The organism is Kribbella sp. NPDC048915 (assembly GCF_040649595.1).
Lineage (GTDB): Bacteria > Actinomycetota > Actinomycetes > Propionibacteriales > Kribbellaceae > Kribbella.
The window spans coordinates 31,208-55,990 of sequence record NZ_JBEZFT010000044.1 but is presented as its reverse complement, the minus strand read 5'-3'; the positions used below and the strand labels follow the sequence as shown (position 1 = coordinate 55,990).

General features: G+C 69.5%; 20 protein-coding genes and 2 pseudogenes. 5 read left to right on the top strand and 17 right to left on the bottom strand.

Annotated features, from left to right (window positions below; genetic code table 11):
- The 10 genes and pseudogenes from AB0B82_RS22015 to AB0B82_RS21970 all read right to left on the bottom strand — a co-directional run.
- Positions 1–230: pseudogene (locus AB0B82_RS22015) on the bottom strand (hypothetical protein); the annotation flags it as partial.
- Positions 231–740: 510 nt separating this feature from the next.
- Positions 741–864: pseudogene (locus AB0B82_RS22010) on the bottom strand (IS481 family transposase); the annotation flags it as partial.
- 232 nt (positions 865–1,096) lie between these two features.
- Positions 1,097–1,810, bottom strand: a complete 714-nt coding sequence (narI, locus tag AB0B82_RS22005) for a respiratory nitrate reductase subunit gamma (protein ID WP_360171402.1) — start codon at positions 1,808–1,810, stop codon at positions 1,097–1,099.
- On the bottom strand, positions 1,810–2,436 hold the full coding sequence (narJ, locus tag AB0B82_RS22000; protein WP_360171399.1) for a nitrate reductase molybdenum cofactor assembly chaperone: 627 nt from the start codon (positions 2,434–2,436) through the stop codon (positions 1,810–1,812). The genes narI and narJ overlap by 1 nt, the downstream gene beginning before the upstream one ends.
- Positions 2,433–4,124, bottom strand: a complete 1,692-nt coding sequence (narH, locus tag AB0B82_RS21995) for a nitrate reductase subunit beta (RefSeq protein ID WP_360171396.1) — start codon at positions 4,122–4,124, stop codon at positions 2,433–2,435. Before narH ends, narJ begins: the two co-directional genes overlap by 4 nt.
- Complete coding sequence (locus AB0B82_RS21990) at positions 4,124–7,804, bottom strand: nitrate reductase subunit alpha (RefSeq protein WP_360171393.1); 3,681 nt, start codon at positions 7,802–7,804, stop codon at positions 4,124–4,126. The genes narH and AB0B82_RS21990 overlap by 1 nt, the downstream gene beginning before the upstream one ends.
- Positions 7,801–9,048, bottom strand: a complete 1,248-nt coding sequence (locus AB0B82_RS21985; protein ID WP_360171391.1) for an MFS transporter — start codon at positions 9,046–9,048, stop codon at positions 7,801–7,803. Before AB0B82_RS21985 ends, AB0B82_RS21990 begins: the two co-directional genes overlap by 4 nt.
- A 157-nt stretch (positions 9,049–9,205) precedes the next feature.
- Positions 9,206–10,396 (bottom strand): acetate kinase, encoded by a 1,191-nt coding sequence (locus AB0B82_RS21980; protein WP_360171388.1) that lies wholly within the window; start codon positions 10,394–10,396, stop codon positions 9,206–9,208.
- A gap of 45 nt (positions 10,397–10,441) precedes the next feature.
- A complete protein-coding gene (gene pta / locus AB0B82_RS21975; protein WP_360171385.1) occupies positions 10,442–12,520 on the bottom strand; it encodes a phosphate acetyltransferase in 2,079 nt (692 codons plus the stop codon).
- Between the two features lie 10 nt (positions 12,521–12,530).
- Positions 12,531–13,154 (bottom strand): TetR/AcrR family transcriptional regulator, encoded by a 624-nt coding sequence (locus AB0B82_RS21970; RefSeq protein ID WP_360171383.1) that lies wholly within the window; start codon positions 13,152–13,154, stop codon positions 12,531–12,533.
- Between the two features lie 95 nt (positions 13,155–13,249).
- Between AB0B82_RS21970 and AB0B82_RS21965 the strand changes: the two genes are divergently transcribed.
- Positions 13,250–13,999, top strand: coding sequence for an SDR family oxidoreductase (locus tag AB0B82_RS21965; RefSeq protein WP_360171381.1), 750 nt, complete (start codon positions 13,250–13,252; stop codon positions 13,997–13,999).
- A gap of 4 nt (positions 14,000–14,003) precedes the next feature.
- On the opposite strand, the gene AB0B82_RS21960 is transcribed toward AB0B82_RS21965, so the two are convergent.
- Entirely contained in the window at positions 14,004–14,630 is a 627-nt protein-coding gene (locus AB0B82_RS21960) for a VOC family protein (RefSeq protein WP_360171380.1), read from the bottom strand.
- A 125-nt stretch (positions 14,631–14,755) separates the two neighbouring features.
- Here AB0B82_RS21960 and AB0B82_RS21955 point away from each other — a divergent pair, with 125 nt between their 5' ends.
- On the top strand, positions 14,756–16,468 hold the full coding sequence (locus AB0B82_RS21955) for a sodium:proton antiporter (protein ID WP_360171377.1): 1,713 nt from the start codon (positions 14,756–14,758) through the stop codon (positions 16,466–16,468).
- A 40-nt stretch (positions 16,469–16,508) separates the two neighbouring features.
- Here the strand turns inward: AB0B82_RS21955 and AB0B82_RS21950 are convergent, their stop codons facing one another.
- The 4 genes from AB0B82_RS21950 to AB0B82_RS21935 all read right to left on the bottom strand — a co-directional run bounded on the left by AB0B82_RS21950 (position 16,509) and on the right by AB0B82_RS21935 (position 19,247).
- A complete protein-coding gene (locus AB0B82_RS21950; protein ID WP_360171374.1) occupies positions 16,509–17,081 on the bottom strand; it encodes a GNAT family N-acetyltransferase in 573 nt (190 codons plus the stop codon).
- Positions 17,081–17,341, bottom strand: coding sequence for a hypothetical protein (locus AB0B82_RS21945; RefSeq protein WP_360171371.1), 261 nt, complete (start codon positions 17,339–17,341; stop codon positions 17,081–17,083). The genes AB0B82_RS21950 and AB0B82_RS21945 overlap by 1 nt, the downstream gene beginning before the upstream one ends.
- A gap of 18 nt (positions 17,342–17,359) precedes the next feature.
- Entirely contained in the window at positions 17,360–17,935 is a 576-nt protein-coding gene (locus tag AB0B82_RS21940) for a dihydrofolate reductase family protein (protein ID WP_360171368.1), read from the bottom strand.
- A 484-nt stretch (positions 17,936–18,419) separates the two neighbouring features.
- Positions 18,420–19,247, bottom strand: coding sequence for a VOC family protein (locus AB0B82_RS21935; protein ID WP_360171365.1), 828 nt, complete (start codon positions 19,245–19,247; stop codon positions 18,420–18,422).
- Between the two features lie 123 nt (positions 19,248–19,370).
- Between AB0B82_RS21935 and AB0B82_RS21930 the strand changes: the two genes are divergently transcribed.
- Positions 19,371–20,321 carry a helix-turn-helix domain-containing protein gene (locus tag AB0B82_RS21930; RefSeq protein ID WP_360171362.1) on the top strand — a complete coding sequence of 317 codons (951 nt, stop codon included), beginning with the start codon at positions 19,371–19,373 and terminating at the stop codon, positions 20,319–20,321.
- A 4-nt stretch (positions 20,322–20,325) separates the two neighbouring features.
- Here AB0B82_RS21930 and AB0B82_RS21925 read toward each other — a convergent pair whose 3' ends face one another.
- The gene (locus AB0B82_RS21925) at positions 20,326–21,021 is read right to left on the bottom strand and encodes a GAF and ANTAR domain-containing protein (RefSeq protein ID WP_360171359.1); all 696 of its coding nucleotides are present in this window, start codon (positions 21,019–21,021) and stop codon (positions 20,326–20,328) included.
- Positions 21,022–21,184: 163 nt separating this feature from the next.
- Here AB0B82_RS21925 and AB0B82_RS21920 point away from each other — a divergent pair, with 163 nt between their 5' ends.
- Both AB0B82_RS21920 and AB0B82_RS21915 read left to right on the top strand, forming a co-directional pair.
- The gene (locus AB0B82_RS21920) at positions 21,185–21,847 is read left to right on the top strand and encodes a transglycosylase SLT domain-containing protein (RefSeq protein WP_360171356.1); all 663 of its coding nucleotides are present in this window, start codon (positions 21,185–21,187) and stop codon (positions 21,845–21,847) included.
- 12 nt (positions 21,848–21,859) lie between these two features.
- On the top strand, positions 21,860–22,471 hold the full coding sequence (locus AB0B82_RS21915; protein ID WP_360171353.1) for a DUF1684 domain-containing protein: 612 nt from the start codon (positions 21,860–21,862) through the stop codon (positions 22,469–22,471).
- Here AB0B82_RS21915 and AB0B82_RS21910 read toward each other — a convergent pair whose 3' ends face one another.
- Positions 22,472–24,625 carry a DEAD/DEAH box helicase gene (locus tag AB0B82_RS21910; RefSeq protein WP_360171350.1) on the bottom strand — a complete coding sequence of 718 codons (2,154 nt, stop codon included), beginning with the start codon at positions 24,623–24,625 and terminating at the stop codon, positions 22,472–22,474. It abuts the gene before it with no gap.
- Between the last annotated feature and the right edge of the window lie 158 nt (positions 24,626–24,783).

Here is a 24,783-nt window from a genome sequence, read left to right as displayed (position 1 = left end):
GCGAACTCGGCCACGCCGGGACAGCCCTCACCCCCGTACACCCGCAGCCGCTCGCGACCCGGCAGCGGCAACTCACCGGCCTCCTGCCAATCGAGGACCGCGTTCCGGTCGGCAAAGGCGAGCGCCGCGCGCAGGATGCCGACCTCGGCCTGTTCACGGATCTGGACGTACTCGGCCGCCGCGGACAGCAGGTCCGCGGTGTCGAGCTCATCCAAATCCGATTCGAACATGTGTTCTAGTGTAGGTCACGGGATGGTCACGCGCAAATCGGTTTCGGGGTTGATTTGCCTTGTATAGAAGGGGTTTCACGCTTGCGGGTGCCGCGGCTGTGGGGTGAGGGTGGCATCCGGTGCGGGGCGCGGTGGAGGGCTGGCCGGCCAGGGTGGAGAACAAGGCGTCGTCCGCCTGGGTGAGGCGCAGTTGCGGTTCGGAGAGGGAGCGAGTTCGGTGGCGCCCAGTCGTCCGAGCGCATCAGCGCGCCGTGTTTCTCTTGGGTGTAGGGATGCCGGTGGCGTTGAGGTGTCAGTAGATCTGTCTGGCTAGGTCAGCGCTGCGGCAGCGTCGGATCCCTTTGGTGGTGCGGCCTTCGGCTCGGCGTCGACGTACTCCCAGGTGACGCGTCGTAGGTCATCCGGACGACTGCTGCCATGTGTACGGACGCGGTCCCGAGCTTGGGGTTGTGGTGGGCGATCGGGTGTGGCGGCCGCGCTTCTTGTTGGCGGTCGACGAGGCGGCGGCACGCCACCGTCGGGGATGTTGCCGAGCCTTCTTGACGTCGGCGTGCAGCAACGCGCAGTGAGAGGGCGGGTTGTAGCGGCGGACGGCGTCGATGTAGCGGTTCAGATTCGACAGGCGGTTCAGCCGGCACCGTCGCGGTACGGCGTGCACAGTCAAGGCAGGTACGCCGGTGTGGCCAGCCAGCTGTACCCGAGTCGCTCAAGGTGGCGCAGGCTGAGGATCCGTTGCACAACCTGCACGGAGTGCGCGGCCGCGTCACCCTCGACCCTCTCCACGGCACGCGCGATCGGCCGGGGGTCAGCTTCTACCGGGCGCGCCAGCCGTAACGAACGCACGGAGTCAGGGGAGCATTGCCGAGCTAGCGGGCGTCCCAGCCCCGGCGAGGGGAGTGGCTGGCCGGGCGGGCGTCGCGGCTTCGGTAGACGATGTAGGGCCGCGTCAGGTAGCCGAGAGGTGCGCTGAACACGTGCACCAGCCGCGTGAACGGCCACAGGGCGAACAGGCCGATTGCGACGAGTCCGTGCAACTGGAAGGTCAGCGGCGCCTCGGCCATCAGCTCCGGGTGCAGGTCGAAGCGGAAGATGCCGCGGAACCAGACCGACACACCTTCGCGATAGTCGTAGTGCCCGAAGATGTTGGCGAGCACGGTGTTGGCCAGGCCCAGCAGGATGACGGCTGCGAGGACGGCGTACATCAGCTTGTCCATCCGCGTGGTGGCGGAGAAGACCGGCCCGACCGTCCGCCGGCGGTAGATCAGGATCGTCAGGCCGGCCAGAGTGCAGAAGCCGGCGACCGCGCCGACCGAGACGGCGAGGAAGTGGTAGAGGCCTTCGGAGACGCCGATCGCCTCGGTCCAGGACTTCGGGATCCCTAGGCCCATCACATGGCCGAGGAACACCGCCAGGATGCCGAAGTGGAACAGCGGGCTGCCCCAGCGCAGCAGGCGGCTCTCGTACAGCTGCGACGAGCGGGTGGTCCAGCCGAACTTGTCGTACCGGTACCGCCAGACGTGTCCGACGACGAACACCGTCAGGCAGATGTAGGGCACGACCACCCAGAGGAACTGGTCCATCAGCGGGCTCCGGGATAGGGCTGGAGTCCGACCTCTTCCTGGGGTGGACCTTCGGCCGCGAGCCGGGCGATCGCGTCGCGTTCGTCGCCGCGCAGCGGCGGGAAGGTCGCGGTGACGGCGCGTACGGCGCCGGACCAGGGCGAATCGGCCTCGGCCAAGGCGACCCGGAGCAGTTCGAGCCCCGCGCGGTGGTCGAGCAGGAGCCGGTAGCCGAGCTTCTGGTCGACCGTGGCGGCGTACTCGAGGACGACGCACAGGTGATCGGGCAACTCGGAGTCGTCGAGGACGAACCCGGACCGGAGATAGCTCTGCTTGAAGCGCAGCAGCGCGACCCCGCGGCGGCGGGTGTCGCCGTGCGCGAAGTACGTCAGGTACAGGTTGTGCCGGCGGCGGTTGTCGAACGTCTCGACGTACCGCGCCTGGAGCTCCTGGAGGTTGCCGGCGGCAAGCTGCGCGACAGTGCCGGCGAGCGGCTCGGCCACGACGGCCGGCAGCGTGCTCGCGGCCCGGTCGATGAACGACAGCCGGTCGAGCAGCGACTCGTCGGGATAGTCGAGCAGCAGGGACGCCGACTGCCAGGCGATGGTCAGCTGTTCGGCGGGCAAGGCCGGGGCGGGATACTTCATGGCTGGCCCTCCCCGTCGCCGGACCGCGGTGGGAACAGGCCGTCGGGCTTGCCCTTGCCGTCCCAGTTGAGCAGGTTGACCCGGGCCTGCTTGTCGTCCGGGGAGGCGATGCTTTCCGAGGTCTGGCGGTCCTTGAGCATCCGGAAGTTCTCGACCGCGATCGGCGTCGGTCCGCCGGAGCCTTCGCCGAACGGCCCCGAGCCGCCCATCCCGGGTCCGCCTTCGTAGTCGAGGGCGCACTCGGTTGCCAGTTCCTCGAGGGCGTGCGCCTGCTGCTCTGCTTCCGGGTGCGCGGTCGGGATCACGTAGCGCTCGTCGTACTTGGCCAGGGCGAGTAGCCGGTACATGTCGTACAGTTCCTCCTCGGCCATGCCGACGGCCGCGGGGATCGACGCGTCGGGGTCGCGGCCGAGGTTGATGTCGCGCAGGTACGAGCGCATCGCGGCCAGCTTGCGCAGCACCCGGTCGACCGGCGCGACATCGCCGGCCGTGAACAGCTCGGCCAGGTACTCGATCGGGATCCGCAGCGCCTCGATCGCCGCGAACAGGTTGTCCCGGCCCTCGGCGTCCTGGCCCGTCTCACGGACCACGTCGACGACTGGCGACAGCGGCGGGATGTACCAGACCATCGGGAGCGTGCGGTACTCCGGATGCAGCGGCAGCGCCACCTGGTACCGGTTGATCAACGCGTACACCGGCGAGCGCCGCGCCGCCTCGATCCAGTCGCGCGGGATGCCCGCCCGCTCGGCCGCCCGGATCACCGCGGAGTCCTCAGGGTCGAGCAGCACGGATCGCTGTGCGTCGTACAGGTCGTGCTCGTCCGGTACGGAGGCCGCCTCGAGGACCCGGTCCGCGTCGTACAGCACGACGCCGATGTAGCGCAGCCGGCCGACGCACGTTTCGGAGCACACCGTCGGGAGGCCGACCTCGACGCGCGGGAAGCAGAACGTGCACTTCTCCGCCTTGCCGGTGCGGTGGTTGAAGTAGACCTTCTTGTACGGGCAGCCCGACACACACATCCGCCAGCCGCGGCAGCGGTCCTGGTCGACCAGCACGATGCCGTCCTCGGTGCGCTTGTAGATCGCGCCGCTCGGGCAGGACGCCGCACAGGACGGGTTCAGGCAGTGTTCGCAGATCCGTGGCAGGTAGAACATGAACGTCTGCTCGAACGAGAACTTGACCTTGTCGCCGACCTGCTTGCGGACCTGTTGCAGGACCGGGTCGCGGTCGGCGGTCGCCGCGGAGCCGCCGAGGTCGTCGTCCCAGTTCGCCGACCAGGAGATGTTCAGGTTCTCGCCGGAGATCAGCGACTTCGGCCGGGCGACCGGCGTGTGCTGCTGGGCCGGCGCGTCGGTCAGGTTGGCGTAGTCGTAGGTCCAGGGCTCGTAGTAGTCGTTGATCGACGGCAGCTTCGGGTTCGCGAAGATCGTCAGCAGCTTCTTCAGCCGGCCGCCGCCCTTGAGCGCGAGCCGTCCGCGCCGGTTGAGCGTCCAGCCGCCCTTCCAGGTCTCCTGGTCCTCGTACGTGCGCGGGTAGCCCTGTCCGGGTCGCGTCTCGACGTTGTTGAACCAGACGTACTCGGTGCCGGTCCGGTTCGTCCACGCCTGCTTGCAGGTGACCGAGCAGGTGTGGCACCCGATGCACTTGTCCAGGTTCATCACCATCGCCAACTGCGCCATCACCCGCATCAGTACGTCACCTCCTGCGAGCGCTTACGGATCACGGTGACCTCATCGCGCTGGTTCCCGGTCGGCCCGAGGTAGTTGAAGGCGAAGGAGAGCTGGGCGTACCCGCCGATCAGGTGCGACGGCTTGATCAGCAGCCGGGTGAGCGAGTTGTGGATGCCGCCGCGTTTCCCGGACGTCTCGGCGAGCGGTACGTCGATCAGCCGGTCCTGGGCGTGATGCATGTAGACCGTGCCGGCGGGCATCCGGTGCGAGACGATCGCACGGGCCACCACGACGCCGTTGCGGTTGACAGCCTCGATCCAGTCGTTGTCCGCGATCCCGGCCTTGGCGGCGTCGGTGTCGCTGATCCAGATCGTCTGCCCGCCGCGGCTGAGCGACAGCATGAACAGGTTGTCCTGGTACTCCGAATGGATCGACCACTTGTTGTGCGGCGTGAGGTACCGAACCGCGACGCCGAGTTCGCTGACGGTGCCGATCGCGGGCTCGGCGAACATTGCGCCCAGGTCGAGCGGCCCGCGGTACACGGGCAGGTTCTCGCCGAGCTCGGCCATCCAGTCGTGGTCGAGGTAGAAGTGCTGACGCCCGGTCAGCGTGTGCCATGGCTTGAACCGCTCGACGTTGATCGTGAACGGCGAGTATCGGCGCCCGCCCGACTCGGAGCCGGACCATTCGGGTGAGGTGATCACCGGCACCGGCGCGGCCTGCGTGTCGGCGAAGGTGATCTGCTTGCCCTCGTGTTCCGCCGCGAGGTCGTGCAGCGGCTTGCCGACGCGGGCTTCGAGCGTCTTGAATCCCTCGGTCGCGAGCCGGCCGTTCGTCGTCCCGGACAGCGCCAGGATCGCTTCGCACGCGTGCAGGTCGCGGCGCAGTGACGGGCGGCCGTCGGCGGGTCCGCCGCGGATGGTGCCGTTCTTGGCGCGCAGGTACTCCACCGAGGCCGCCTCGTCGTACGTCACGCCCTTCGTGGTCGCGCCGAGCGTGTCCATCAGCGGACCGAGCGCGGCCATCTTCGCGGCGACTGCGGTGTAGTCGCGTTCGACCTGGACGAGCTTGGGCATCGTGACCCCCGGGACCGGCTCGCACTCGCCGGCCTTCCAGTCACGGACGATGCCGTGCGGGGTGGCGAGCTCGTCCGGGGTGTCGTGCAGCAGCGGTACGGCGACGACGTCGCGACGCGTCCCGAGGTGAGTGGCCGCGAGCTCGCTGAACTTCTCCGCGATGGTCTGCCACGCGTCCCAGTCTGTCCGGGTCTGCCACGGCGGCGCGATCGCGGGGTTGAACGAGTGCACGAACGGATGCATGTCGGTGGTGTTCAGGTCGTGCTTCTCGTACCAGGTCGCCGCGGGCAGCACGACGTCCGAGAAGATCGTCGTACTGGTCTGCCGGAAGTCGAGCGTCAGCAGCAGATCGAGCTTTCCGCGCGGCGCTTCGTCGTGCCACTCGACCTCCTGGGGATGCACGCCTTCGGACGCGCGCAGGGAGGATCCGGCACCGAGCAGGTGCTCGAGGAAGTACTCGTTGCCCTTGGCAGACGATCCGAGCAGATTCGCGCGCCAGACCGACAGGATGCGCGGGAAGTTCTCGGGTGCGTCCGGGTCCTCGCAGGCGAACCGGAGGTCACCGGACTTCAATTGGTCCACGATGTGCTCGGCGACCGGCCGTCCCGCTGCCGCGGCCTCGTCGGCGAGGTCGTGCGGATTGCGGTCGAAGGTCGGGTACGACGGCATCCACCCGAGCCGCGCGCTCATCGCGATCAGGTCCGCGGTGGTCTTGCCGCTGATGCTGCTGGTCGCACTGCCGGACCCCCCGACGAAGGTGTCCGCGCCGAACGAGTCGTAGCGAAACTGATCCGTGTGCAGGTACCAGTACGCCGTCTGGATCATCTGCCGCGGCGGCCGCACCCAGTCCAGCCCGAAGGCGAGCTGCGCCCACCCGGTGACCGGCCGGCACTTCTCCTGCCCGACGTAGTGCGCCCAGCCGCCGCCGTTCACGCCCTGGCATCCGGTGAGCGTGGTCAGCGCGAGGAACGCGCGATAGATCGTGTCCGAGTGGAACCAATGGTTGGTCCCGGCCCCCATCACGATCATCGACCGGCCGTTGGAGTCCTCGGCGTTCTGGGCGAACTCGCGCGCGATCCGCGCCGCGGCCGCGGCCGGTACGCCGGTGATCGGCTCCTGCCAGGCAGGTGTGTACGGCACGAGGTCGTCGTACGACTCGGCCCACTCGCCGGGCAGCCCGGGCCGCGGTACGCCGTACTGGGCGAGCACAAGGTCGTAGACGGTGGTGACGAGGTGATCTCCGATCCGCCGTACGGGTACGCCGCGGCGCAACGGACCGGTCCGGTCGAAGCGGGGCAGCTCGACGGTGACGCTCTCGCCGCCCAGCACGGTGAGGAGCGGATCGGTCGAGCCCAGGTCGAGGTTCCACAGACCCTTGCCCGCCTCGCCGAACCGATGCCCCAACGACCCGTTCGGCACGACCGGCGCATCGGTGGCCGCATCGAGGACAACGGTCTTGAACGCGGCGTTCTCCTCGGTGCTGCCGAGGTCCGCCGCGGTCAGGAACTTGCCCGGGCGGTAGCCCTCCTCGGTCGCGTCCAGGCGAATCAGGTACGGCAGATCGGTGTACGACTTCGCGTAGCGGACGAAGTACGGCGTGGTCCGGTCGACGAAGAACTCCTTGAGGATCACGTGTCCCATCGCCATCGCCAGCGCGCCGTCGGTACCAGGTGCCGCCGGCAACCATTCGTCCGCGAACTTCACGTTGTCGGCGTAGTCCGGCGCCACCGCGACCACCTTCTGCCCGCGGTAGCGCGCCTCGGCCATCCAATGCGCGTCGGGCGTCCGCGTGACCGGCAGGTTCGAACCCCACATGATCAGGTAACCGGCGTCCCACCAGTCGCCGGACTCCGGGACGTCGGTCTGGTCGCCGAACACCTGCGGCGACGCGACGGGCAGATCGGCGTACCAGTCGTAGAACGACAGCATCGTGCCGCCGATCAGCGAGGTGAACCGCGCACCCGAGGCGTGCGACACCATCGACATCGCCGGGATCGGGGAGAAGCCCGCAATCCGGTCAGGGCCCCACTTCTGCAGCGTGTGCACGTACGCCGCCGCGACCAGCTCGGTCGCCTCGTCCCAGGTCGAACGGACCAGGCCGCCTTTCCCGCGGGCCGCCTTGTAGCGGTGCGCCAGCTCCGGATCGTCGACGATGTGCGCCCACGCCGCCACCGGGTCGCCGTACTGCGCCTTCGCCTGGCGATAGAGGTCGAGCAGTACGCCGCGCACGTACGGGTAGCGGATGCGCGTGGGGGAGTAGGTGTACCACGAGAACGCGGCGCCGCGAGGGCAGCCGCGTGGCTCGTACTCCGGCTTGTCCGGACCGACCGACGGGTAGTCGGTCTGCTGCGTCTCCCAGGTGATGATGCCGTCCTTGACGTACACCTTCCACGAGCAGGAGCCCGTGCAGTTCACACCGTGGGTCGACCGGACGACCTTGTCGTGGCTCCACCGGTCGCGGTAGAAGTCGTCGGCGCCACGACCGCCTTGTTTGGTCAGTGTGCGCAGGTCGTCGGAGACCTTGCCGCGAGTGAAATAGCGCCGGGTCCGGACCAGCGCCTCGCTCAGCGGTCCGTCGAGACCCGCAGCCGTGGTGTCCTCCGGACGAGCCCCAGTGCTCATGCGGTTCCTTCGCTGGTCGCGGTGCGCGCATTCTGCCGGTCTGGCTGGGCGGTCCTTCTCACGATCGTCAACGTCAGCACCAGCGTCAAGGCCGCGGTGACCGACAGCAGCACCAGCCCGATGCCGTACGACTGCGTGCGGCCGTAGACGTACCCCATGATCAGCGGCGGTACGAATCCGCCGAGACCGCCTGCTGCACCGACCAGACCGGTGACGCCGCCGACGCGACCGGGATCGGTGACCTTGGCTACCAGCGCGAACGTGGCGCCGCTGCCGCCGCCGAGCGCGGCCGCCATCCCGAGGAAGGCAACGGTTCCGACGTGCTCGAGCAGCGGTGTCGTCGAGGCGACCGCGGCCCCGACCGTGACGATCGCGAAACAACCGGCCAGCACCGGAATCGGCCCGAGCTTGTCCGACAGCCACCCGCCGACCGGGCGCATCACGACGGCGACGAGCACGAAGCCGGCCATCCGGTTGGCCGCGTCCGCGGCGTCCAGGTCATAGGCGGTCTTCAGGTACGACGGCAGGTACACGGAGAACGCGACGTACCCGCCGAACGCGACCGCGTACAGGATGCAGGCCTGCCAGCTGATCGGGAGTTTTGCGTTCGCCACCAGCCGGCGGCCGAAACCGCCCTGCGCCGGGGTGCGGCCGGGCGCGTCGCGGAGCACGAGCCAGGCGAGTACGGCGTACGCGGCCAGGCAGACCGCGGTGAGCATGAACGGCACGCGGTGCCCGGCCTCGCCGTACAGCGTGACGGTGGTGAGTGCGCTGATCGCCGTACCGCCCATGCCGGCGCCGAAGATGCCGACCGCGAGACCGCGGCGCTCCGGCGGAAACCAGGCGTTCACGAACGGCACGCCGACCGCGAACGCGGTGCCGCCGATGCCGAGGAAGAAGCCGCCGATCAGCAGCGCGACGTACGAGTCGAGCGCGAAGAAGCCGATGAACAGAATCGGCACGATCGTCGCCGCGGAGACCAGCGGGAACATCACGCGGCCGCCGTACCGGTCGGTCAGCGCGCCGATCGGGATCCGCCCGAGCGAGCCGACGATCACCGGGACGGCGACCAGCAGCGCCACGTCGGACTCGGTCAGCGCGCCGAGTGTGCCCTGGGTCCGGAAGAGTGGGCCGAGCGGGCTGAGCAGCGCCCAGGCCCAGAAGTTGACCGCGAACCCGACCGTGGCGACGGCGAGCATCAGCCATGGAGAGGCGCTGGTGGTGTTGCCTCGGGCATGCGTCATGATCAGCTCCCTCGCCGGGCGAGGAGCCGACGGCTGATGGACCCACCCGGCGTTGCCTGCCGACCTCAGTACCCACTGCCGCCGACTTTCGAACGGTTCGTGGTCACGAGCCTGCCTGCGCGGCGGGCGGGGGAGTAGGGCCGAAGGTCCCGAGGGCCTACCGGTCGGCGATGACCTCGACGGCCTGCCGGGCGATCTCCCACTCCTCGTTGGTGGGGATGACCAGGACGGCGACCGGGCTGTCGCCGGTGGAGGCGAAGCGTTCGTCGGGGCCGGCGTTGCGGACCGGGTCGATGTGGATGCCGAGGTGCTCCAGGCCCTGCAGCGCGGCGGCGCGCGCCTCGGCGGAGTGCTGGCCGACGCCGGCCGTGAAGACGATCGCGTCGACCGTGCCGAGCACGGCGTAGTACGCGCCGACGTACTTCTTGAGCCGGTAGCAGTACACGTCGAACGCGAGCTGCGCGCGCTCGTCACCGGCTGCGCGGCGCTTCATGATCTCGCGGAAGTCGTTGACCCCGGCGAGACCCTTCAGCCCGGACTCGGAGTTGAGGGCGCGGTCGGTCTCCTCGGCAGTCCGGCCCGCGACCCGCGCCAGGTGCCCGTGGATCGCCGGATCGAGGTCGCCCGAGCGGGTGCCCATCACGAGGCCTTCGAGTGGGGTCAGCCCCATCGAGGTGTCCACCGACGTACCGCCGCGCACCGCAGCGGCCGAGCAGCCGTTGCCGAGATGCAGCACGATCAGGTTGACGTCCTTCAGGTCCCGACCGAGCAGTTTCGCGGCCTCGCCCGCCACGAACGAGTGCGACGTCCCGTGGAACCCGTATCGGCGGATCCCGAACTCGTCCTGCCACGAGCTCGGCACCGCATAGGTATAGGCGTACGGCGGCAACGTCTGGTGGAACGCGGTGTCGAAGACCGCGACGTGCGGCAGGTCGGGCAGCAGCCGCCGCGCGACCTTGATGCCTTCGAGGTTCGCCGGGTTGTGCAGTGGGGCGAGCGGGACCAGCTCGGTGACCGCGTCGATCAGTTCGTCGTCGACCAGCGCCGGCGCCGCGAACCGGTCGCCGCCGTGCACGACGCGGTGGCCGACGGCGACGATCTCGACGGCGCCGAGCGCGGGGCCGTGGTCCTCGAAGGCCTGGACGGCGGCCTCCAGCGCCGCCTCGTGGTCGGCGACCGGCTCGTCGTTCTCCGCGTCACCGTCCGGTCCGTGGTGCACGTGGTGGCTCTCGTCCTCGCCGATCCGTTCGACCAGGCCGGTCGCGGCCGCGGCGCCGGACTTGGCGTCGATCAGGCTGTACTTGAGCGACGAGGATCCGGCGTTGACGACGAGCACGTGCTGAGTCATGGGTCCTCCTGGCGCGGCGGGCCGCGCCGGTGATGTCCGGATGGTCTAGAGCTGGGCCTGGATCGCCGTGATGGCGACGGTGTTGATGATGTCGCGAACGGTCGCGCCGCGGGACAGGTCGTTGACCGGCTTGCGCAGACCCTGCAAAACCGGGCCGACCGCGACCGCGTTCGCCGAGCGCTGCACCGCCTTGTAGGTGTTGTTGCCGGTGTTCAGATCCGGAAACACGAACACCGTCGCGCGTCCGGCGACCGGGGAGTCCGGCAGCTTCGTCCGTGCCACCGCGCTGTCGATCGCGGCGTCGTACTGAATCGGGCCCTCGACCGGGAGCTGCGGTGCCCGTTCGCGCACCAGGCTCGTTGCCTTGGACACCTTCTCAACGTCGGTGCCGGTACCCGATGAGCCGGTCGAGTACGACAGCATCGCGACGCGCGGCTCCACGCCGAACGCGGTCGCGGTCGCGGCGGACGAGATCGCGATGTCGGCGAGCTGCTCCGCGGTCGGGTCCGGGTTCACCGCGCAGTCGCCGTACACCAGGACCTGGTTCTCCAGGCACATGAAGAACACCGAGGAGACGACCGAGACGTCCGGGACGGTCTTCACCACCTCGAGGGCCGGGCGGATCGTGTGGGCGGTGGTGTGGATCGCGCCCGACACCATCCCATCGGCGAGGCCGAGCTGCACCATCATGGTGCCGAAGTACGACACGTCCCGGACGAGCTCGCGGGCCCGGTCGAGGTCGACGCCGCGATGCTGCCGCAGCCGGTGGTACTCGGCGGCGAACCGCTCGGACAGGTCGCTGTGCTCCGGGTGGACGAGCTGCGCCGCGCTCACATCGACGCCGAGGCTCGCGGCCTTCGCGCTGATCACGGTCGGATCGCCGAGCAGGGTCAAGTCGGCCACGCCGCGGCGCAGCAGGACGTCGGCCGCGCGCAGGATCCGCTCCTCCTCGCCCTCGGGCAGCACAATGTGCCGGCGCTCCGACACCGCCCGATCGACGAGCTGGTGCTCGAACATCAGCGGCGTCACCGCACTGCTCCGGGCGAGCGCGAGCTGGTCGAGCAGCGTCGTGCCGTCGACGTACCGGTCGAACAGCGCCAGCGCGGTCTGTACCTTGCGCGGCGCGTCCTTGGTGAGTCGGCCTCGGACCGCGGAGAGGTTCGCGGAGGTGGCCTGCGTCCCGAGGTCGGTCTCGATGATCGGCAGTGTGACGCCGAGGCCCTCGATCAGGCGCTGGACCTGGCGGGGCAGCTCGAAGCCGCCGTTCAGCACGATCGCGGAGATTTGCGGGAAGTTTCTCGAGGCATGCGCCATCAGGACACCGAGGACAACCTCCGGGCGGTCCCCGGCGGTGACGACCGCGGCGCCGTCGAACAGGCGATCCAGTACGTTCGGCATCGTCATCCCGGCGACCACCAGGCCGCTGACCTCGCGGTCCAGCAGTTGCGGGTCCCCGCTGAGCAGCCGGCCCTCGACCGGCGCGAGCAGATCCGCGACCAGCGGCTGGTTGAGCAGCGGCTCCTCGGGAATCGCGAACGTCGGGGCGCCGATCCCGTCGAGCGCGGCGACCAGCGACTTGCCGTCCTCGGTGCTCATCGCGTCGGCGCGGTTCACGATCACGGCGAAGAGCGTGCCGTGGTTCGCGGTCAGCTCGGCGACCGAGATCTCCGCGATCGTGCGGACATCGTGGGCGGAGCGGTTCAGCCCGTTCACCACGAGCAGGACCGGCGCACCGAGGTTGGCCGCGATCTTGGCGTTGAACGAGAACTCGGTCGGCGTGCCGACGTCGGTGTAGTCGCTGCCGACGACCAGTACCGCATCCGCCCGCTCGGCGATCGCGCGGTACCGCTGCACGATCGTGTCCAGTGCCGCATCAGGGTTCTCGTGGACGTCGTCGTACGTGACGCCGACCCCGTCCTCGTACGACTGCTCGACCGCGTCCTGCGAGATCAGCAGGTCGAGGACGTAGTCACGACCGCCGTGTGTCGCGGTGTCCGCGCGCACGATCGGGCGGAAAACGGCCACCCGTCCGACCCGGCGGGACAGCTGGTGGAGGACACCGAGCGCGACCGTGGATTTGCCGGTCGTACCTTCCACCGAAGCGACGTAGACACTGCTACCCATGGGGTGAACCCTACGGAATCGCGGTCCGGGTGAGGTTGTGCAGGTGGTCGATCATCGTGTCGACCGCGATTCGCAGCGGCGCCGGGTCCCGATTGACCTGGCTGAGCAGCAGCCCGCCCTGGACCGCCGCGAGCATCGCGACCGCGAGCTCACCCGGGTTCGCGTCCGCGGCGAGTTCGCCACGCTGCTGCATGTCGGCCAGTCCCTGCCGGATCAGCTCCTGCCAGCGGGAGAAGGCGGCGGCCAGTTGGGTCCGGGCGAGCGGATCGGCGTCAGAGAGGTCGCTGGCCAGGGAGCCGAGCGGACACCCGCCGACGCAGTGCATCTCGGTGATGATGTTGACCATCACGTCCCGCCACTGGCGCAGCGAATCGATGCTGTCGACGCTCTGCAGGCATGCCTGGTGGATGTGCAGCACCTGGCTCGCCTGGTGGTCGACCACTGCGCTGACCAGGGCGTCCTTGCCGGGGAAGTAGTGGTACAGCTGCGACGGGCTGACGCCGGCCGCGGCCTGGATGTCCTCGATCGTCGTCCTGGCGACACCCTGCTCGAGCATCAGCTGGGCCGCGGCGCCGACGATCCGGTCCCGGGTCGCCTGGCCCTTCTTGGTGAGCCGGCGCGCAGTGGTGGTCATGGCGTCCACCGTACAAACTTTGGAGTTGATACTCCAATTTGATCGGCGAACTATCGGGGCCACCAACCCGAACCACTTCGAAGGATGGACCCGATATGACGCAGGATTTCGCCGGCCGGACCGCACTCGTGACCGGCGGCAACAGTGGGATCGGCCGCGCCGTGGCCGGGCAGCTCGCGCGCCGCGGCGCGCACGTGGTGATCAGCGGGCGGGACGCCGCGCGCGGGGCCAAGGCGGTCGAGGAACTCCGGGCCGAGGGCGGTACGGCGGACTTCGTGGCGGCCGATCTCACGGACCTGGCCGACGTACGGTCACTGGCCAAGCAGGCACTCGAGCTCGGTGGCGGGCACGTCGACGTGCTCGTGAACAACGCCGGCATCTTCCCGTTCGGCCCGACCGCCGAGACGGTGGAGAGTGACTTCGAGGCGGTGTTCGCGGTGAACGTGCGGGCGCCGTTCTACCTGGTCGCCGAGCTCGCTCCGCTGATGGCGGCGCGCGGCGCGGGTTCGATCGTCAATGTGACCACGATGGTCGCGTACTTCGGCATGGCAGGGATGGCGGCCTACGGTGCGAGCAAGGCCGCCGTCGAGCTGCTGACCCGCTCGTGGGCCGCCGAGTTCGGACCGGCCGGCGTTCGGGTGAACGCGGTCAGCCCCGGCCCGACCCGGACCGAGGGCACCGCAGTGATGGGGGACGGCCTGCCGAACCTCGCTGCCACCACTCCGCTGCAGCGCGTCGGCATGCCGGACGAGGTGGCCGCGGGCATCGTGTTCCTCGCCTCCGACGAGGCGTCGCTGGTGCACGGCGCCACGCTTCCGATCGACGGCGGCCGCCTGGCTGTCTGACCGGCTACTGGGGAAGCTCGGTCCCGGTGCGTTCGGCGTGCATGTAGGCGGCGTACCAGGCGGGCCAGTTCTCGTCGGCCTCCCCGGTCCGCGCCTCGTGCTCGCCGTGCGCGGCGGCGGCCCGGCGGAGGGCGGCTTCGAGATCGTCGACTCCGGTGTACGTCGCGTCCTCGACGCGGCCGGGGAGCCGTTCGGTGATCTCCTGCAGCAGCCAGATGTTGCCGTCCGGGTCGTCGAACGTGGCGAACGAGCTGTAGCTCGCCCGGTCTTCCGCCGGACCGGCGGCCCGCGCGCCGCTGTCACCGGCCTCGAACTGGGCACCGGGCGCAGCCGGGTGAAACACCTCGCTGACCTTCGCACCACGGGCGAGCAACTCGGACCGAGCCTGCTGCACGTCCGTGACGATCAGGTAGAGGCCCTGCGCCGTACCGGGGGCCGCGGTGGTGATGTTCGTCCCGAACTGCACCGAAGCGGGCGAGCCCGGCGGCGTGAACTGGACGACCCGGAAGCCGTTGTCGAACGCGAAGTCCGCGTCCAGCCGCCAGCCGAGGTCCGTGTAGAAGGACTTGGCGCGGTCGGCGTCGGCGACCGGGATGACGACGGCTTCGAACTTCAGATCGGTGCTGCTCATGACGTCCTCCAGAAATCGATGGGTTCGGCGAGCACCAATCTGCCGCTGCCGGCGCCGCCTGACACCAGTGAGAGTCACTGGTTGTTCCCTGGGGGACCCGGGTCCGCGCTCTAAAGTGCTGTTGTGTGGAACACGAGATCGTTCTGATTGCCGGTGCGGGGCTCGCGATCATGATCGCGGCCTCCGTGTTCGCGCGCCGGACCGGAGTGGCGGCGCCGTTGCTGCTGGTCGCGCTGGGCATCGGCGCCAGCTACCTGCCGAACACGCCCGAGATCCCGATCGAGCCGGAGATCATCCTCGCGGGCGTCCTCCCGCCGCTGCTGTACTCGTCGGCGGTGCAGCTGCCGGTGCGCGACGTACGGCGGAACTTCGGGCTGATCGCCTGGCTGTCGGTCGTGATGGTGATCGTGTCGGCGCTGGCGATCGGTGCGCTGGTGCACGCGCTGTTCCCGAGCATCCCGTTCGCGCTGGCCACCGCGCTGGGTGCTGTGGTGAGTCCGACCGATGCCGTTGCGGCGTCCGCGATCGGGCATCGCGTCGGGCTGCCGCCGCGCCTGATGACCGTGCTCGAGGGCGAGAGTCTCGTCAACGACGCCTCCGCTCTGGTGTTGCTGCGGTCCGCGGTGGCGGCGCTGGCGGTCACCACGCACTTCAGTCCTACTCGCACGATTGTCGACTTCGCCTGGGCGGTCGTGGGGGCGGTTCTGATCGGGTTGCTGGTCGGCGCGGTCACCGTCGTACTGCGGCAGCGGCTGGACGATCCGGTGCTGAACACCACGATCTCGTTCGCCGTACCGTTTCTGGCCTACTTCCCGGCCGAAGAGGTGGGGGCGTCCGGCTTCCTCGCGGTCGTGGTCGCAGGGCTGCTGACCGGGGCGCTCGGCAGCCGTCGGTTCAGCGCGCGGGACCGGCAGGCACAGGCCACCACGTGGACGACGATCAGCTTCATCCTCGAGAGCGCCGTCTTCATCGCGATGGGCTACGAGCTGCCCGAGCTGGTCGACGATGCCCGCGCGGAGACGACGATCGGCGAGATCGCCGCGCTGGTCGGGCTGGTGGTCGCCCTGCTGATCGTCCTGCGGTTTCTCGGGCTGGCGTGGCCCGCGTTGCAAAGTCGCTACGGTCGTGATGCGACCGAGGCACGCCGCGCTCAGCTCGACCAGTTCGAGGAGCATTTGGACTCGCTGGAGCCGTCCGGCGAGCGCGAGGAGAACCGGATCGCCTGGGCCCGGCGGCGGCTCGCCCGCGGTCGCGCGGACGCGGCGTTCGAGGAGCGCGAGCCGATCACGGGGCGCGGTCTGCTCGTCCTCGGCTGGGCCGGGATGCGCGGCGTCGTGACCGTCGCGGCCGCGCAGACGATCCCGGTCGGTACGCCGCATCGTGCGACCGTCGTCCTGGCCGCGTTCGTGGTCGCGCTGATCACGCTGGTGGTGTTCGGTCTGACGCTGCCCGCGGTGATCGCGCGGATGCGGTTCCGGACGGTCAGCGCCGAGGAGAAGCGCGACTCGGTGCAGGCGCTGCTACGGCAGATCGGCGAAGCCGCGATCGACGCGGTCGGACCGCTCGAGGAACAGACCGTCGAGGGCGAACCGCTCGATGCGGCCGTGATCAAGACGCTGAAGGAGCGGATCGTGCCGCGACTGGTGTCCGCGAGCCAGCAGCAACGTGCGGTGAAGGCGGACACGCGCGAACAACTGGAAGTCCTGCAGCACCGGTATCTGGAGGCGATGCGTGACGCCTTGACCTCCGAGCGGAGCATCGGCGCGTACAGCACCGAGACCTATCGCCGGGTCGAGGCCCTGCTGGATGCGGCCGAGCACCGGATCGCTGTCATCTGATGCCTTGCGTGGTGCCCGGGTGAGGCGAGCCCGGGCCGGGTCAGCGGAGGTCGCGGCGCATCAGGATGCGAGGATGACCGGCCAGCGTCGACGTGGTGGCGGCGACCTTCGTGAACCCGGCGCGCTCGAAGTTCTTGCGCAGACCGGCGTACGCCATCGTCAGGTCGACCTTCGCGGCGCCGTTGTCGAGCGGGTACGCCTCGACGACCGGCGCGCCGTTCTCCCCGGCGAAGTGCACCGCACCACGGATCAGGGCGTGCGAGATCCCCTTCCCGCGATACCCCGGACGGACGCGGACACACCACAACGACCACACCGGCAGATCGTCGACGTGCGGGATCTTCCGGTTCCGCGCGAACGTCGTCTCCGCCCGTGGCGCGATCGCTGCCCATCCCACCGGCGTGTCCCCGTCGTACGCGAGCACCCCCGGCGCCGGCGTCGCCCGGCACAACCTCTGCACGAACTCGGCCCGCGCCGGCCCGCGGAGCTCGTTGTTCAGCTTCGACGGAATCCGGTAGCTCAGGCAAAAACACACGTTGGCCGTCGGCGACTTCGGTCCGATCACCTGCCGCACATCCTCGAACACGTTCGCCGGCCGTACCTCGATACTCATCACCGCAGCTCCAACGACACAGTTCCCGTACTGAGGCGCCGTACCGCGAGCAGCCCGGCGTCCTCGGCGTACCCAAGCGTGCTGAGGACCTCGTCCTCCGATGCCGGTGTGCGTTCCGCAAGCGCAGTGAACCGCCTGGTCGCCTGCATCCGCTCGAGCTGCCTGACCGCGGTCTCCGGCAGCCTGACGACGTCCCGCACCACGAGGACGCCGTCCTCCGGAGAGTAGTCGGCATCCTCGTAGCTCCTCAGTACACCCATGGGGCCGAACGGTAGCGGTCAGTGCTTGACGGCGTACACCAGCTTTTGGATGCCGTTCTTGTAGGACTCGCTGTCGATCAGTTCGAGGCTGGTCTTGTCGCGGTCGGCGTCGCTGAACAGGCGCTTGCCCGCGCCGAGCAGGACCGGGAACACGAGCAGGTTGTACTGGTCGATGAGGCCCGCGTCGGACAGGTTCCGGTTCAGCGTGGCGCTGCCGTGCACGATGATCGGGCCGCCCTCGGTCTGCTTCAGCGCGGCGACGTCGTCGAGCGAACGCAGGATCGTGATCTCTCCCCAGTTGCCGACCAGGTCGCCGTCCTGCAGCGTGGTCGACACGACGTACTTCGGCATCGCGTTGTAGCCCGCGAACTCCTCCGTCATGCCCGGCCAGACCGGCGAGAACGCCTGGTAGCTGACCCGTCCCATCATCAACGCGGTCGCCTCGTCCTGCTCCTCGCCCTTGAGCGCGTACGCCGACTCGTCGAACGTGATGTCCTTGAACGTCCAGCCCGTGTTCCGGTAGCCCGGCTCGCCGCCGGGACCCTCCACGACACCGTCGAGAGAGATGAACGCGGTGGTGATCAGGGAACGCATCTTGGTGCTCCTTGCGGTCGATGGTGTGTGCTGCCTGTGCCTGAGCGTCGTGCGGGTGTCGGCTCACTCGACATCCGACCATCTGTGACGCCGGTCACATCGCCCGGGCGATCCGCGCCGCCGAGTCGAACAACACCCCTCGCGGCGGGGATCGCCTGGGCCCACTCGTTCTCCTCGCGCGGCGGCCAGACCATCATCACCAGCCGGCATGCCGGTGGCGGGTCGTTGCCCCGCCGGCGGGTTGTAGACGGGCAGCGGTGACGTAACCCGCCAGCGGGACGACGCGGGGTGGCTGGGAAGCGGCCTCAAGGGATTCCCCGGGTGTACTGACCAGGTGCGGGTCGGTAGCTGCCGGCGGAGGTGTGGTCGGACGCCGCCGGGCCTCAGCCGTCGAGGTTTGGGCGGGCCGGCTGCGAGGCCCCACGCACGTGCGGTGCCCGGCGGGTTGTTCGGTAGCTGGCGGGTTGCAGAGCCTGTTGCAGAATCAACGCCCGGTCGAGCTTGGTGGGGGATAGAGCGGCGATATGGCTCGAATCTGCGGCTCAGGTGGAGTAAACCAGCCGCAATCGCTGGAAAAATCACTGCGTTTTGGTGCGGACGGAAACACCCAGATCCAATTTGCAACAGGCTCTGCAGCGGGGCAGCCGTGACAAAGCCCGCCAGCTACGCGGTGGGGTGGAAGTGGATGGGGAGGTTGTCGGGGTCTGTGGTGGAGGGCGTGGGGGTGGGCGTGGTGAAGGTCCAGGTGGGCGATGGGGGTGGCGGGTGGGGGGATGAGTTTGAGGGTGTCGGGACCCAGGCGGAAGGTGTCTTCGGCTACCCGGGTCATGCCCAGGTGGGTGCCGTAGAACTCGACGGCGGCGGCGAAGTCGGGGGCCGCGATGCCGATGTGGGTGAATTCCTGGACCGGACCGTGAGTGATCGGCGCGATGCGGAACTCTTCGGAGCGCTGCAGGAGTTCGACGCGGACACCGTTCGGGTCGGACAGGAACGCGAGCCGGCCTTGGCCGCTGCCCGCCACCCGCGGCGACGAGATCTCGGCGTACCCGAGCGCCATCAGTCGCGCGTAGTCGCCGTCGAGGTCGTCGGTCATGAAGCGGATGTGGTTCAGTCCGTACGACGCCTGTGGGTCGGGTTCCTCGTGGTACAGGAGTTCGACGAGGCTGGACGCGAGCTGGATGTGAACCCGGTTGACGCGTGCACCGGGCATGAACAGCCGGTCGACCACCTCCGCCCCGAGCCCGCCGTAGAACGCCAGACTCGCCTCGAGATCCTGCACCCGGCCGCCGACATGGTTCAGCTCATTGATCACCGACCCACCGTAGCAAGCGCTTTCCCGCAGCGCGCCGGCCGGCGGCGCCCGATAGTCGGTTGGAGAGCGTTCTCCACAACGGTGGTGTCGCCAATGATTGACGAACATGGGCAGGATGGGGGGATGGAGGCACTGGTGTTCGAGAGCCGGGATCTGGCGAGAACCGAGGAGTTTCTGAACCGGGCCTACACGAAGATGCAGATCGGCGGGAGCGCGGCCGACGTGCGGACGCGGATCACCCGGTCGGCGGCGGACTCGATCACCGTGGATCGGATCGAGATCGGTTTCGAGATGAGCTACGCGGTGGATCCGCTCGGCAAGATCTGCCTGTGCGAGGTCTTCTCGGGCGGTATCGCGGATCACGCCACGGACGGCCGGGAGGAGGACTTCCGGCCGGGGGATCTGTTCTCGCTCGCGCCGCCGGACCGTCCGTACACCGGCACGATCGTGCAGGCGTCGTACGGGATCACCTTGTTCGATCCGGCGCTGCTGACACGCGCCGCGGGTGTCGGCCGGAAGGACAACACGCCGGTTCGACTGCTCTCGCACCGCTCCCGCTCGCGGCACGCCGCGCAGCAGCTGTCCAGGACGATCGCGTACCTGCGCGACGTCCTGACCAACCCCGAGGTTCAGGCCTCGCCGCTGGTGCTCGCGTCGATCTCACAGCTGCTCGCCTCGAGCGTGCTCGCCGCGTTCCCGAACACGAGCGACCTCGGCCCGCGTGAGGCGATCACGGACAGCCGCGACGGACGTCCGGCCACGCTCCACCGGGCACTCGCGTTCATGGAGTCCAACCTCGACCAGGCCATCACGATCGCCGACATCGCGGCCGCGGCGGGGGTCACGGTGCGCGCGCTCCAGATCGCCTTCCAGCGCCACGTGGGTACGACGCCGCTCGGCCATCTCCGCCACCTACGGCTGGACCAGGTACGCGCGGACCTGTTGGCCGCCGACCCGACCGAGCGCACCGTCGCGGCGGTCGCGGCCCGCTGGGGCTTCCACCACCACGGCCGGATGACCGCGGCCTACCGCGAGCTGTACGGCGAACTACCGAGCACGACCCTGGCGAGCTGAAGGTCTACGGCAGCTTCCGCGTGTCGATGAGCTGCTGAGCGACGTCCCGCAGCTTGGTGTTGGTGTCCTGCGAGTACCGCTTCAGGACGGCGAACGCGCGATCCGCGTCGATGTCGAACCGCTCCATCAGGATGCCCATCGCCTGACCGACGAGCTTGCGTGCGTCGATCGCCTGCGACAGGGACTCCTCGTGCCGCGCGGACGCGAGCGCGACCGAGGCGTGCCGGGCGAGGATGTGCGCGATCGCCGCGTCGTCGGGCCCGAAGGCGTCCGGCTCCGGGCTGTACAGCCCGAGCACGCCGACCGACCGGCGGGTCGCCGGACCGGTGGTGAGCGGCACGTCGAGGACGCTGCGCACGCCGAGGCTCGCGACCTTCTCGGCCCACGCAGGCCAGCGATCGTCGGTGGAGGTGTCGCGGATCAGGATCGGCTCCCGGTCCTTCAGCGCCTCGACCAGCGGACCGACCTGAGTCCCGATCTGCACCTCGAAGATTTCGGCAACGACCGGATCGGTCACCGCGGCCACCTCGGCGCGCGCGCCACGCGTCGCGAACGCCACGCCGGCGTACGTGCAGTTCAGCGCCTGCAGGGCGAACTGGACCACGGCATCGACGGTTTCCTCCACGCCAGGAGCGTCGTGCAGTTCGAGGGCGAGGCGGGCGAAGGCCGACGCGGTGGCGTCGTTCATCCGGTCGGTCATGGGCATATTGTCTCCTGATCGGGCGCGTGCGCCCGACACCGGGCCGCGCTGCACATCATGCGGGTCTTATGCCCGAATCGGGGCTGATCCGTTCCGATTTCCGCACAAATTGCGTTCGGCGGACAGGCCGGTTTCGTCGGATGGATAGGTTTGAGGAGTGCAGGTGGCGAAGCGGTGGGCGTGGGTCGCGGTCGGCGTTTTCGTGGCGGGCGCCTGGGCGGCCTGCACCGACGACGACAGCGGCCAGGCTCCCGCGAGTTCGGTAACCACGCCGCAGCCGACAGTCAGCACATCGGCCAGCCCCAGTCCCGGTTCGACGACCAAGAAGCCCTGGTACGACGACTACGACCCGGCGCACTTCGCCGCCGACGTCCGGCGGTACGCGAAGCAGGCGGGTGTCAATCCGCAGTTGCTGATGGCAATCCTGTACAACGAGTCCTACAAGCCGCACGACCCGAAGTTCGAGCGGCAATGGGCCGAGGTCGACTCGGATCCGGCGTTCGGAATCGCCAACATGCACAAGCCGGCGTTCGACCAGACCAAGCGCGGCCGCCCGTTCGCCAAGCGCCGGTGGGAAGAGCTGCCCGACGACCCCGCGCTGGCGATCCAGGCGGCCGCGTGGCACCTGCACGACCTGGCGAAACGACTCCCCGCGAACCGGGCCGAGCTCTACACCAAGGACGAGTTGCTTGCCTTGGGCTACAACGCCGGCGGCGGCAACATGCGGATCTTCGCGCGCGGCCGCAAGGCCGGTCCGCAGGCGCAGTCGTACCTTGACCGCCTGCACTCCAACTGGGCGAAATCCGCCGACGCACTCAAGAACTGACAGGGAGAACCTGTGACTTTCGCGGCACCCGCACTCGCCGTCGCCGACTGGCGCCGGCAGGTCTTCGCGCTCTACGCGGCCGTTCGCGCCGAAGCCGACCCGGCGGCGGCGCACGCCCGCTGGCAGGCGGGGCGCAACGACCTGCTCGCCCACCACCCGGCGTCGCCGGTCCCGGCGGCGGATCGCGCCCAGTACGGCGGGGCGCCCGTGGGGGAGTACCGTCCGGAGTTCCGGTTCGAGGCGACGATCGACACCGGCGTGGAACGATCCGGCTGGGAGTTCCAGTCGACGAACGACGGCCTGATCCCGTTCTCGTTCGTCGGCGTGCTGCACCTGCCGATCGGCGACCTGGACGTCTGGTGGCTCGAGTCGTACGGCGGCGGGCTCTTCGTCCCGGTGAAGGACGCGCTCGCCGGCAAGTCGACGTACGGCGGCGGCCGCTATCTGATCGACACGGTCAAGGGTGCCGACCTCGGCGGCGACCTGGGGGCAGGCCGACTGATCGTCGACCTGAACTTCGCGTACAACCCGTCCTGCGCGTACAGCCCGGACTGGACGTGCCCGCTCGCACCGGCAACCAACACCGTGGGTGCCGAGTTGCCGGTGGGCGAGCTGACGAGCTGATCAGGCGGCAGCTTCGAGCGCCCGGGTGAGCAACGCCACCAGGGCCTCGAGTTGGAAGTCGGCCGACGAGCCGACCTCTTCGTCGGAGCCGTCGAGCGCCGTCGCGGCCAGGCCGGCCTTGGCGTCGATCAGGTCCGCGACCCGGGTGTCGATGGTCTGTGCCGCGATGATCCGCCAGGCCGTGACCGGCTCGTCCTGGCCGATCCGGTGCACCCGGTCGATCGCCTGGGTCTGCTCGGCGTTCGTCCAGGACAGCTCGGCGAGCACGACGTTCGACGAGACCTGCAGGTTCAGGCCGACGCCGGCGGTGAGAAGCGAACAGACCGCGATCGACACGTCCGGGTCGTTGACGAAGGCATCGATGTTCTTCTGCCGGATCCGGGGGGTTTGGTCGCCGCGGATCGAGGAGAACCGGATGCCGCGCTCGGCGAACAGCTCCTCGGCGGTGTCCATCACCTCGATGTGGCGGGCGAAGAAGACCACCTTGCCGACGTTCTGAGCGAGCTGGGCCGCGTAGTCGGCGGCCAGCCCGGCCTTGGCCTGGCCGATCCGGCGGAACAGGCTGAAGACGTTGTCGCCGGTCTTCTTGTTCGCCATCTCGGCGCGCTCCCAGCCGGCCACCTGGCGGACCAGGTCGTGGTCGATGCCGTCCACGACGATGCCGAGCCGGCGGGTTTCCAGCGCGGTCCGGTACCGCTCGACCAGCCGGTCGGCGAGCTCGCGCTCGGCGTCGCGGATCGAGCGGCCGACGGCACCGTCCAGCTCCACCGGCAGGTCGGCGATCCGGCGGGCCGGGATGTCCGCGGCCACGTCGACCTTGCGACGGCGGACGATGCCCATGTCGATGACGCTGGCCCGCGCGGCCACCGAGAACCCCGGGTCGGCCGGCGTCAGACCGGTCTCGTCGAGCTTCTCCATCAGTTCGGCCCGCGGCGCCTTCTCGTCGATCCAGCCGAGGAACTCCCAGATCGCGGTGAAGTCCTCGATCGAGTTGATCAGCGGCGTCCCGGTGAGCGCCATCAGCAGCGGGCGTGCGGTCAGGGTCCGGATCCGCTCGGACAGCTCGAGCACGTTCCGCGAGCGCTGCGACTTCTTGTTCTTGATGAAGTGCGCCTCGTCGACGACCATGCCGCGGAAGCCGAGGTCGCCGAGCCAGCCGACGTGCCGGTCGAGCACCTCGTAGTTGACCACGACAATGTCCGCGAACCCGTCGATCGAATCGCCGTCACCGTGGATGACGGTCGGCGTACGGCGGGGTGTCCAGAGGCCGGCCTCGCGCGCCCAGTTCGTCTTGACGACGTTCGGCACGACGGCCAGCAGCGGGTAGGCGTCGGCGGCCTGGGCGGCGAGCAGCGCCTGGGCGGTCTTGCCGAGGCCGGGCTCGTCGGCCAGCAGGAAGGTCCGGTGGCCGGCCGCGGCGGCGGCGATCAGCCGGGCCTGGTGCGGCATCAGCTCGAGGCCGCGGTGCCGGAGTGCCTCGATCCCGCCGGTGAGCCGCAGCGAGGTCGGGTCGGGCAGGTTCATCGAGGCGGTCGCGCCGGCGCTCTCGAACGAGCGCAGCAGCGGACCGATCAGCTCCCAGCCGGCCAGCCGGCTGGCGCGCGGCTGCCGGGCCGGGACGTGGGAGAAGTCCGGGGCGAGGAACGGGTTGGCCAGTTTGCGCTGGATCACCGCCTGCGGCACCACCCGCCGGCTTTGGGTCTCCGCGGTCTCGGCCTGCGGGGCCGGCTCCGGCTCGTCGGGCACCTCCATCCCGGCGTCCTCGAGCATCTGCCGCTTCAGCGCGGCGGCGGCCTCGGAGATCACGGCGTCCTCGGCCAGCAGGCCGAGCAGCGACGGCTCCATCGCGGCCGTCTTGGCCAGGATCGTCGCGATACCGTCGAGCCGCCGCAGCTGCTCGGTCCGGTACGCCTCGGTGGCGGACTCGTCGCCGTTCACCCGGGCCCGCTCCTCGCGGACCAGCAACGCCACGACCTGGAACTTCGTCCGGGTCGACGGCTTCACGGCCCCGCGGGTGACCGCTGACTCGACCTCACGAACGGCCTGCGCGAGGACCTGGATCAGACCGTCGGACTCGCCGTCGCGGACGCGGCGCCGCCGACGGGGAGCGGAACGGGTAGCGCCGGGCTGGCGCTGACCTCGTCGGGCCAACATTTCCTCCTGTGTCGTGCCACGACCGGGCCGTGGCTGCATACCCGACCGCGCGAGGACCGACCCACCGACGAGCCATCTCACCGTCGTCCGGAAGGCCGAGCAGGGGACCGTCCAGAGGCTCCCCCAGGAAGGCGGTTCAGAATGCACCGCTCCTGTCT

What these genes read in the sequence shown, in the direction of transcription:
- AB0B82_RS21910 (WP_360171350.1), bottom strand. Translation starts at nt 24,625, where the DNA reads ATGTTGGCCCGACGAGGTCAGCGCCAGCCCGGCGCTACCCGTTCCGCT.
- AB0B82_RS21980 (WP_360171388.1), bottom strand. Translation starts at nt 10,396, where the DNA reads ATGACTCAGCACGTGCTCGTCGTCAACGCCGGATCCTCGTCGCTCAAG.
- AB0B82_RS21965 (WP_360171381.1), top strand. Translation starts at nt 13,250, where the DNA reads ATGACGCAGGATTTCGCCGGCCGGACCGCACTCGTGACCGGCGGCAAC.
- AB0B82_RS21985 (WP_360171391.1), bottom strand. Translation starts at nt 9,048, where the DNA reads ATGACGCATGCCCGAGGCAACACCACCAGCGCCTCTCCATGGCTGATG.
- AB0B82_RS21925 (WP_360171359.1), bottom strand. Translation starts at nt 21,021, where the DNA reads ATGACCGACCGGATGAACGACGCCACCGCGTCGGCCTTCGCCCGCCTC.
- AB0B82_RS21960 (WP_360171380.1), bottom strand. Translation starts at nt 14,630, where the DNA reads ATGAGCAGCACCGATCTGAAGTTCGAAGCCGTCGTCATCCCGGTCGCC.
- AB0B82_RS21970 (WP_360171383.1), bottom strand. Translation starts at nt 13,154, where the DNA reads ATGACCACCACTGCGCGCCGGCTCACCAAGAAGGGCCAGGCGACCCGG.
- narH (WP_360171396.1), bottom strand. Translation starts at nt 4,124, where the DNA reads ATGCGGGTGATGGCGCAGTTGGCGATGGTGATGAACCTGGACAAGTGC.
- AB0B82_RS21945 (WP_360171371.1), bottom strand. Translation starts at nt 17,341, where the DNA reads ATGGGTGTACTGAGGAGCTACGAGGATGCCGACTACTCTCCGGAGGAC.
- narJ (WP_360171399.1), bottom strand. Translation starts at nt 2,436, where the DNA reads ATGAAGTATCCCGCCCCGGCCTTGCCCGCCGAACAGCTGACCATCGCC.
- AB0B82_RS21940 (WP_360171368.1), bottom strand. Translation starts at nt 17,935, where the DNA reads ATGCGTTCCCTGATCACCACCGCGTTCATCTCTCTCGACGGTGTCGTG.
- AB0B82_RS21990 (WP_360171393.1), bottom strand. Translation starts at nt 7,804, where the DNA reads ATGAGCACTGGGGCTCGTCCGGAGGACACCACGGCTGCGGGTCTCGAC.
- AB0B82_RS21950 (WP_360171374.1), bottom strand. Translation starts at nt 17,081, where the DNA reads ATGAGTATCGAGGTACGGCCGGCGAACGTGTTCGAGGATGTGCGGCAG.
- pta (WP_360171385.1), bottom strand. Translation starts at nt 12,520, where the DNA reads ATGGGTAGCAGTGTCTACGTCGCTTCGGTGGAAGGTACGACCGGCAAA.
- AB0B82_RS21930 (WP_360171362.1), top strand. Translation starts at nt 19,371, where the DNA reads ATGGAGGCACTGGTGTTCGAGAGCCGGGATCTGGCGAGAACCGAGGAG.
- narI (WP_360171402.1), bottom strand. Translation starts at nt 1,810, where the DNA reads ATGGACCAGTTCCTCTGGGTGGTCGTGCCCTACATCTGCCTGACGGTG.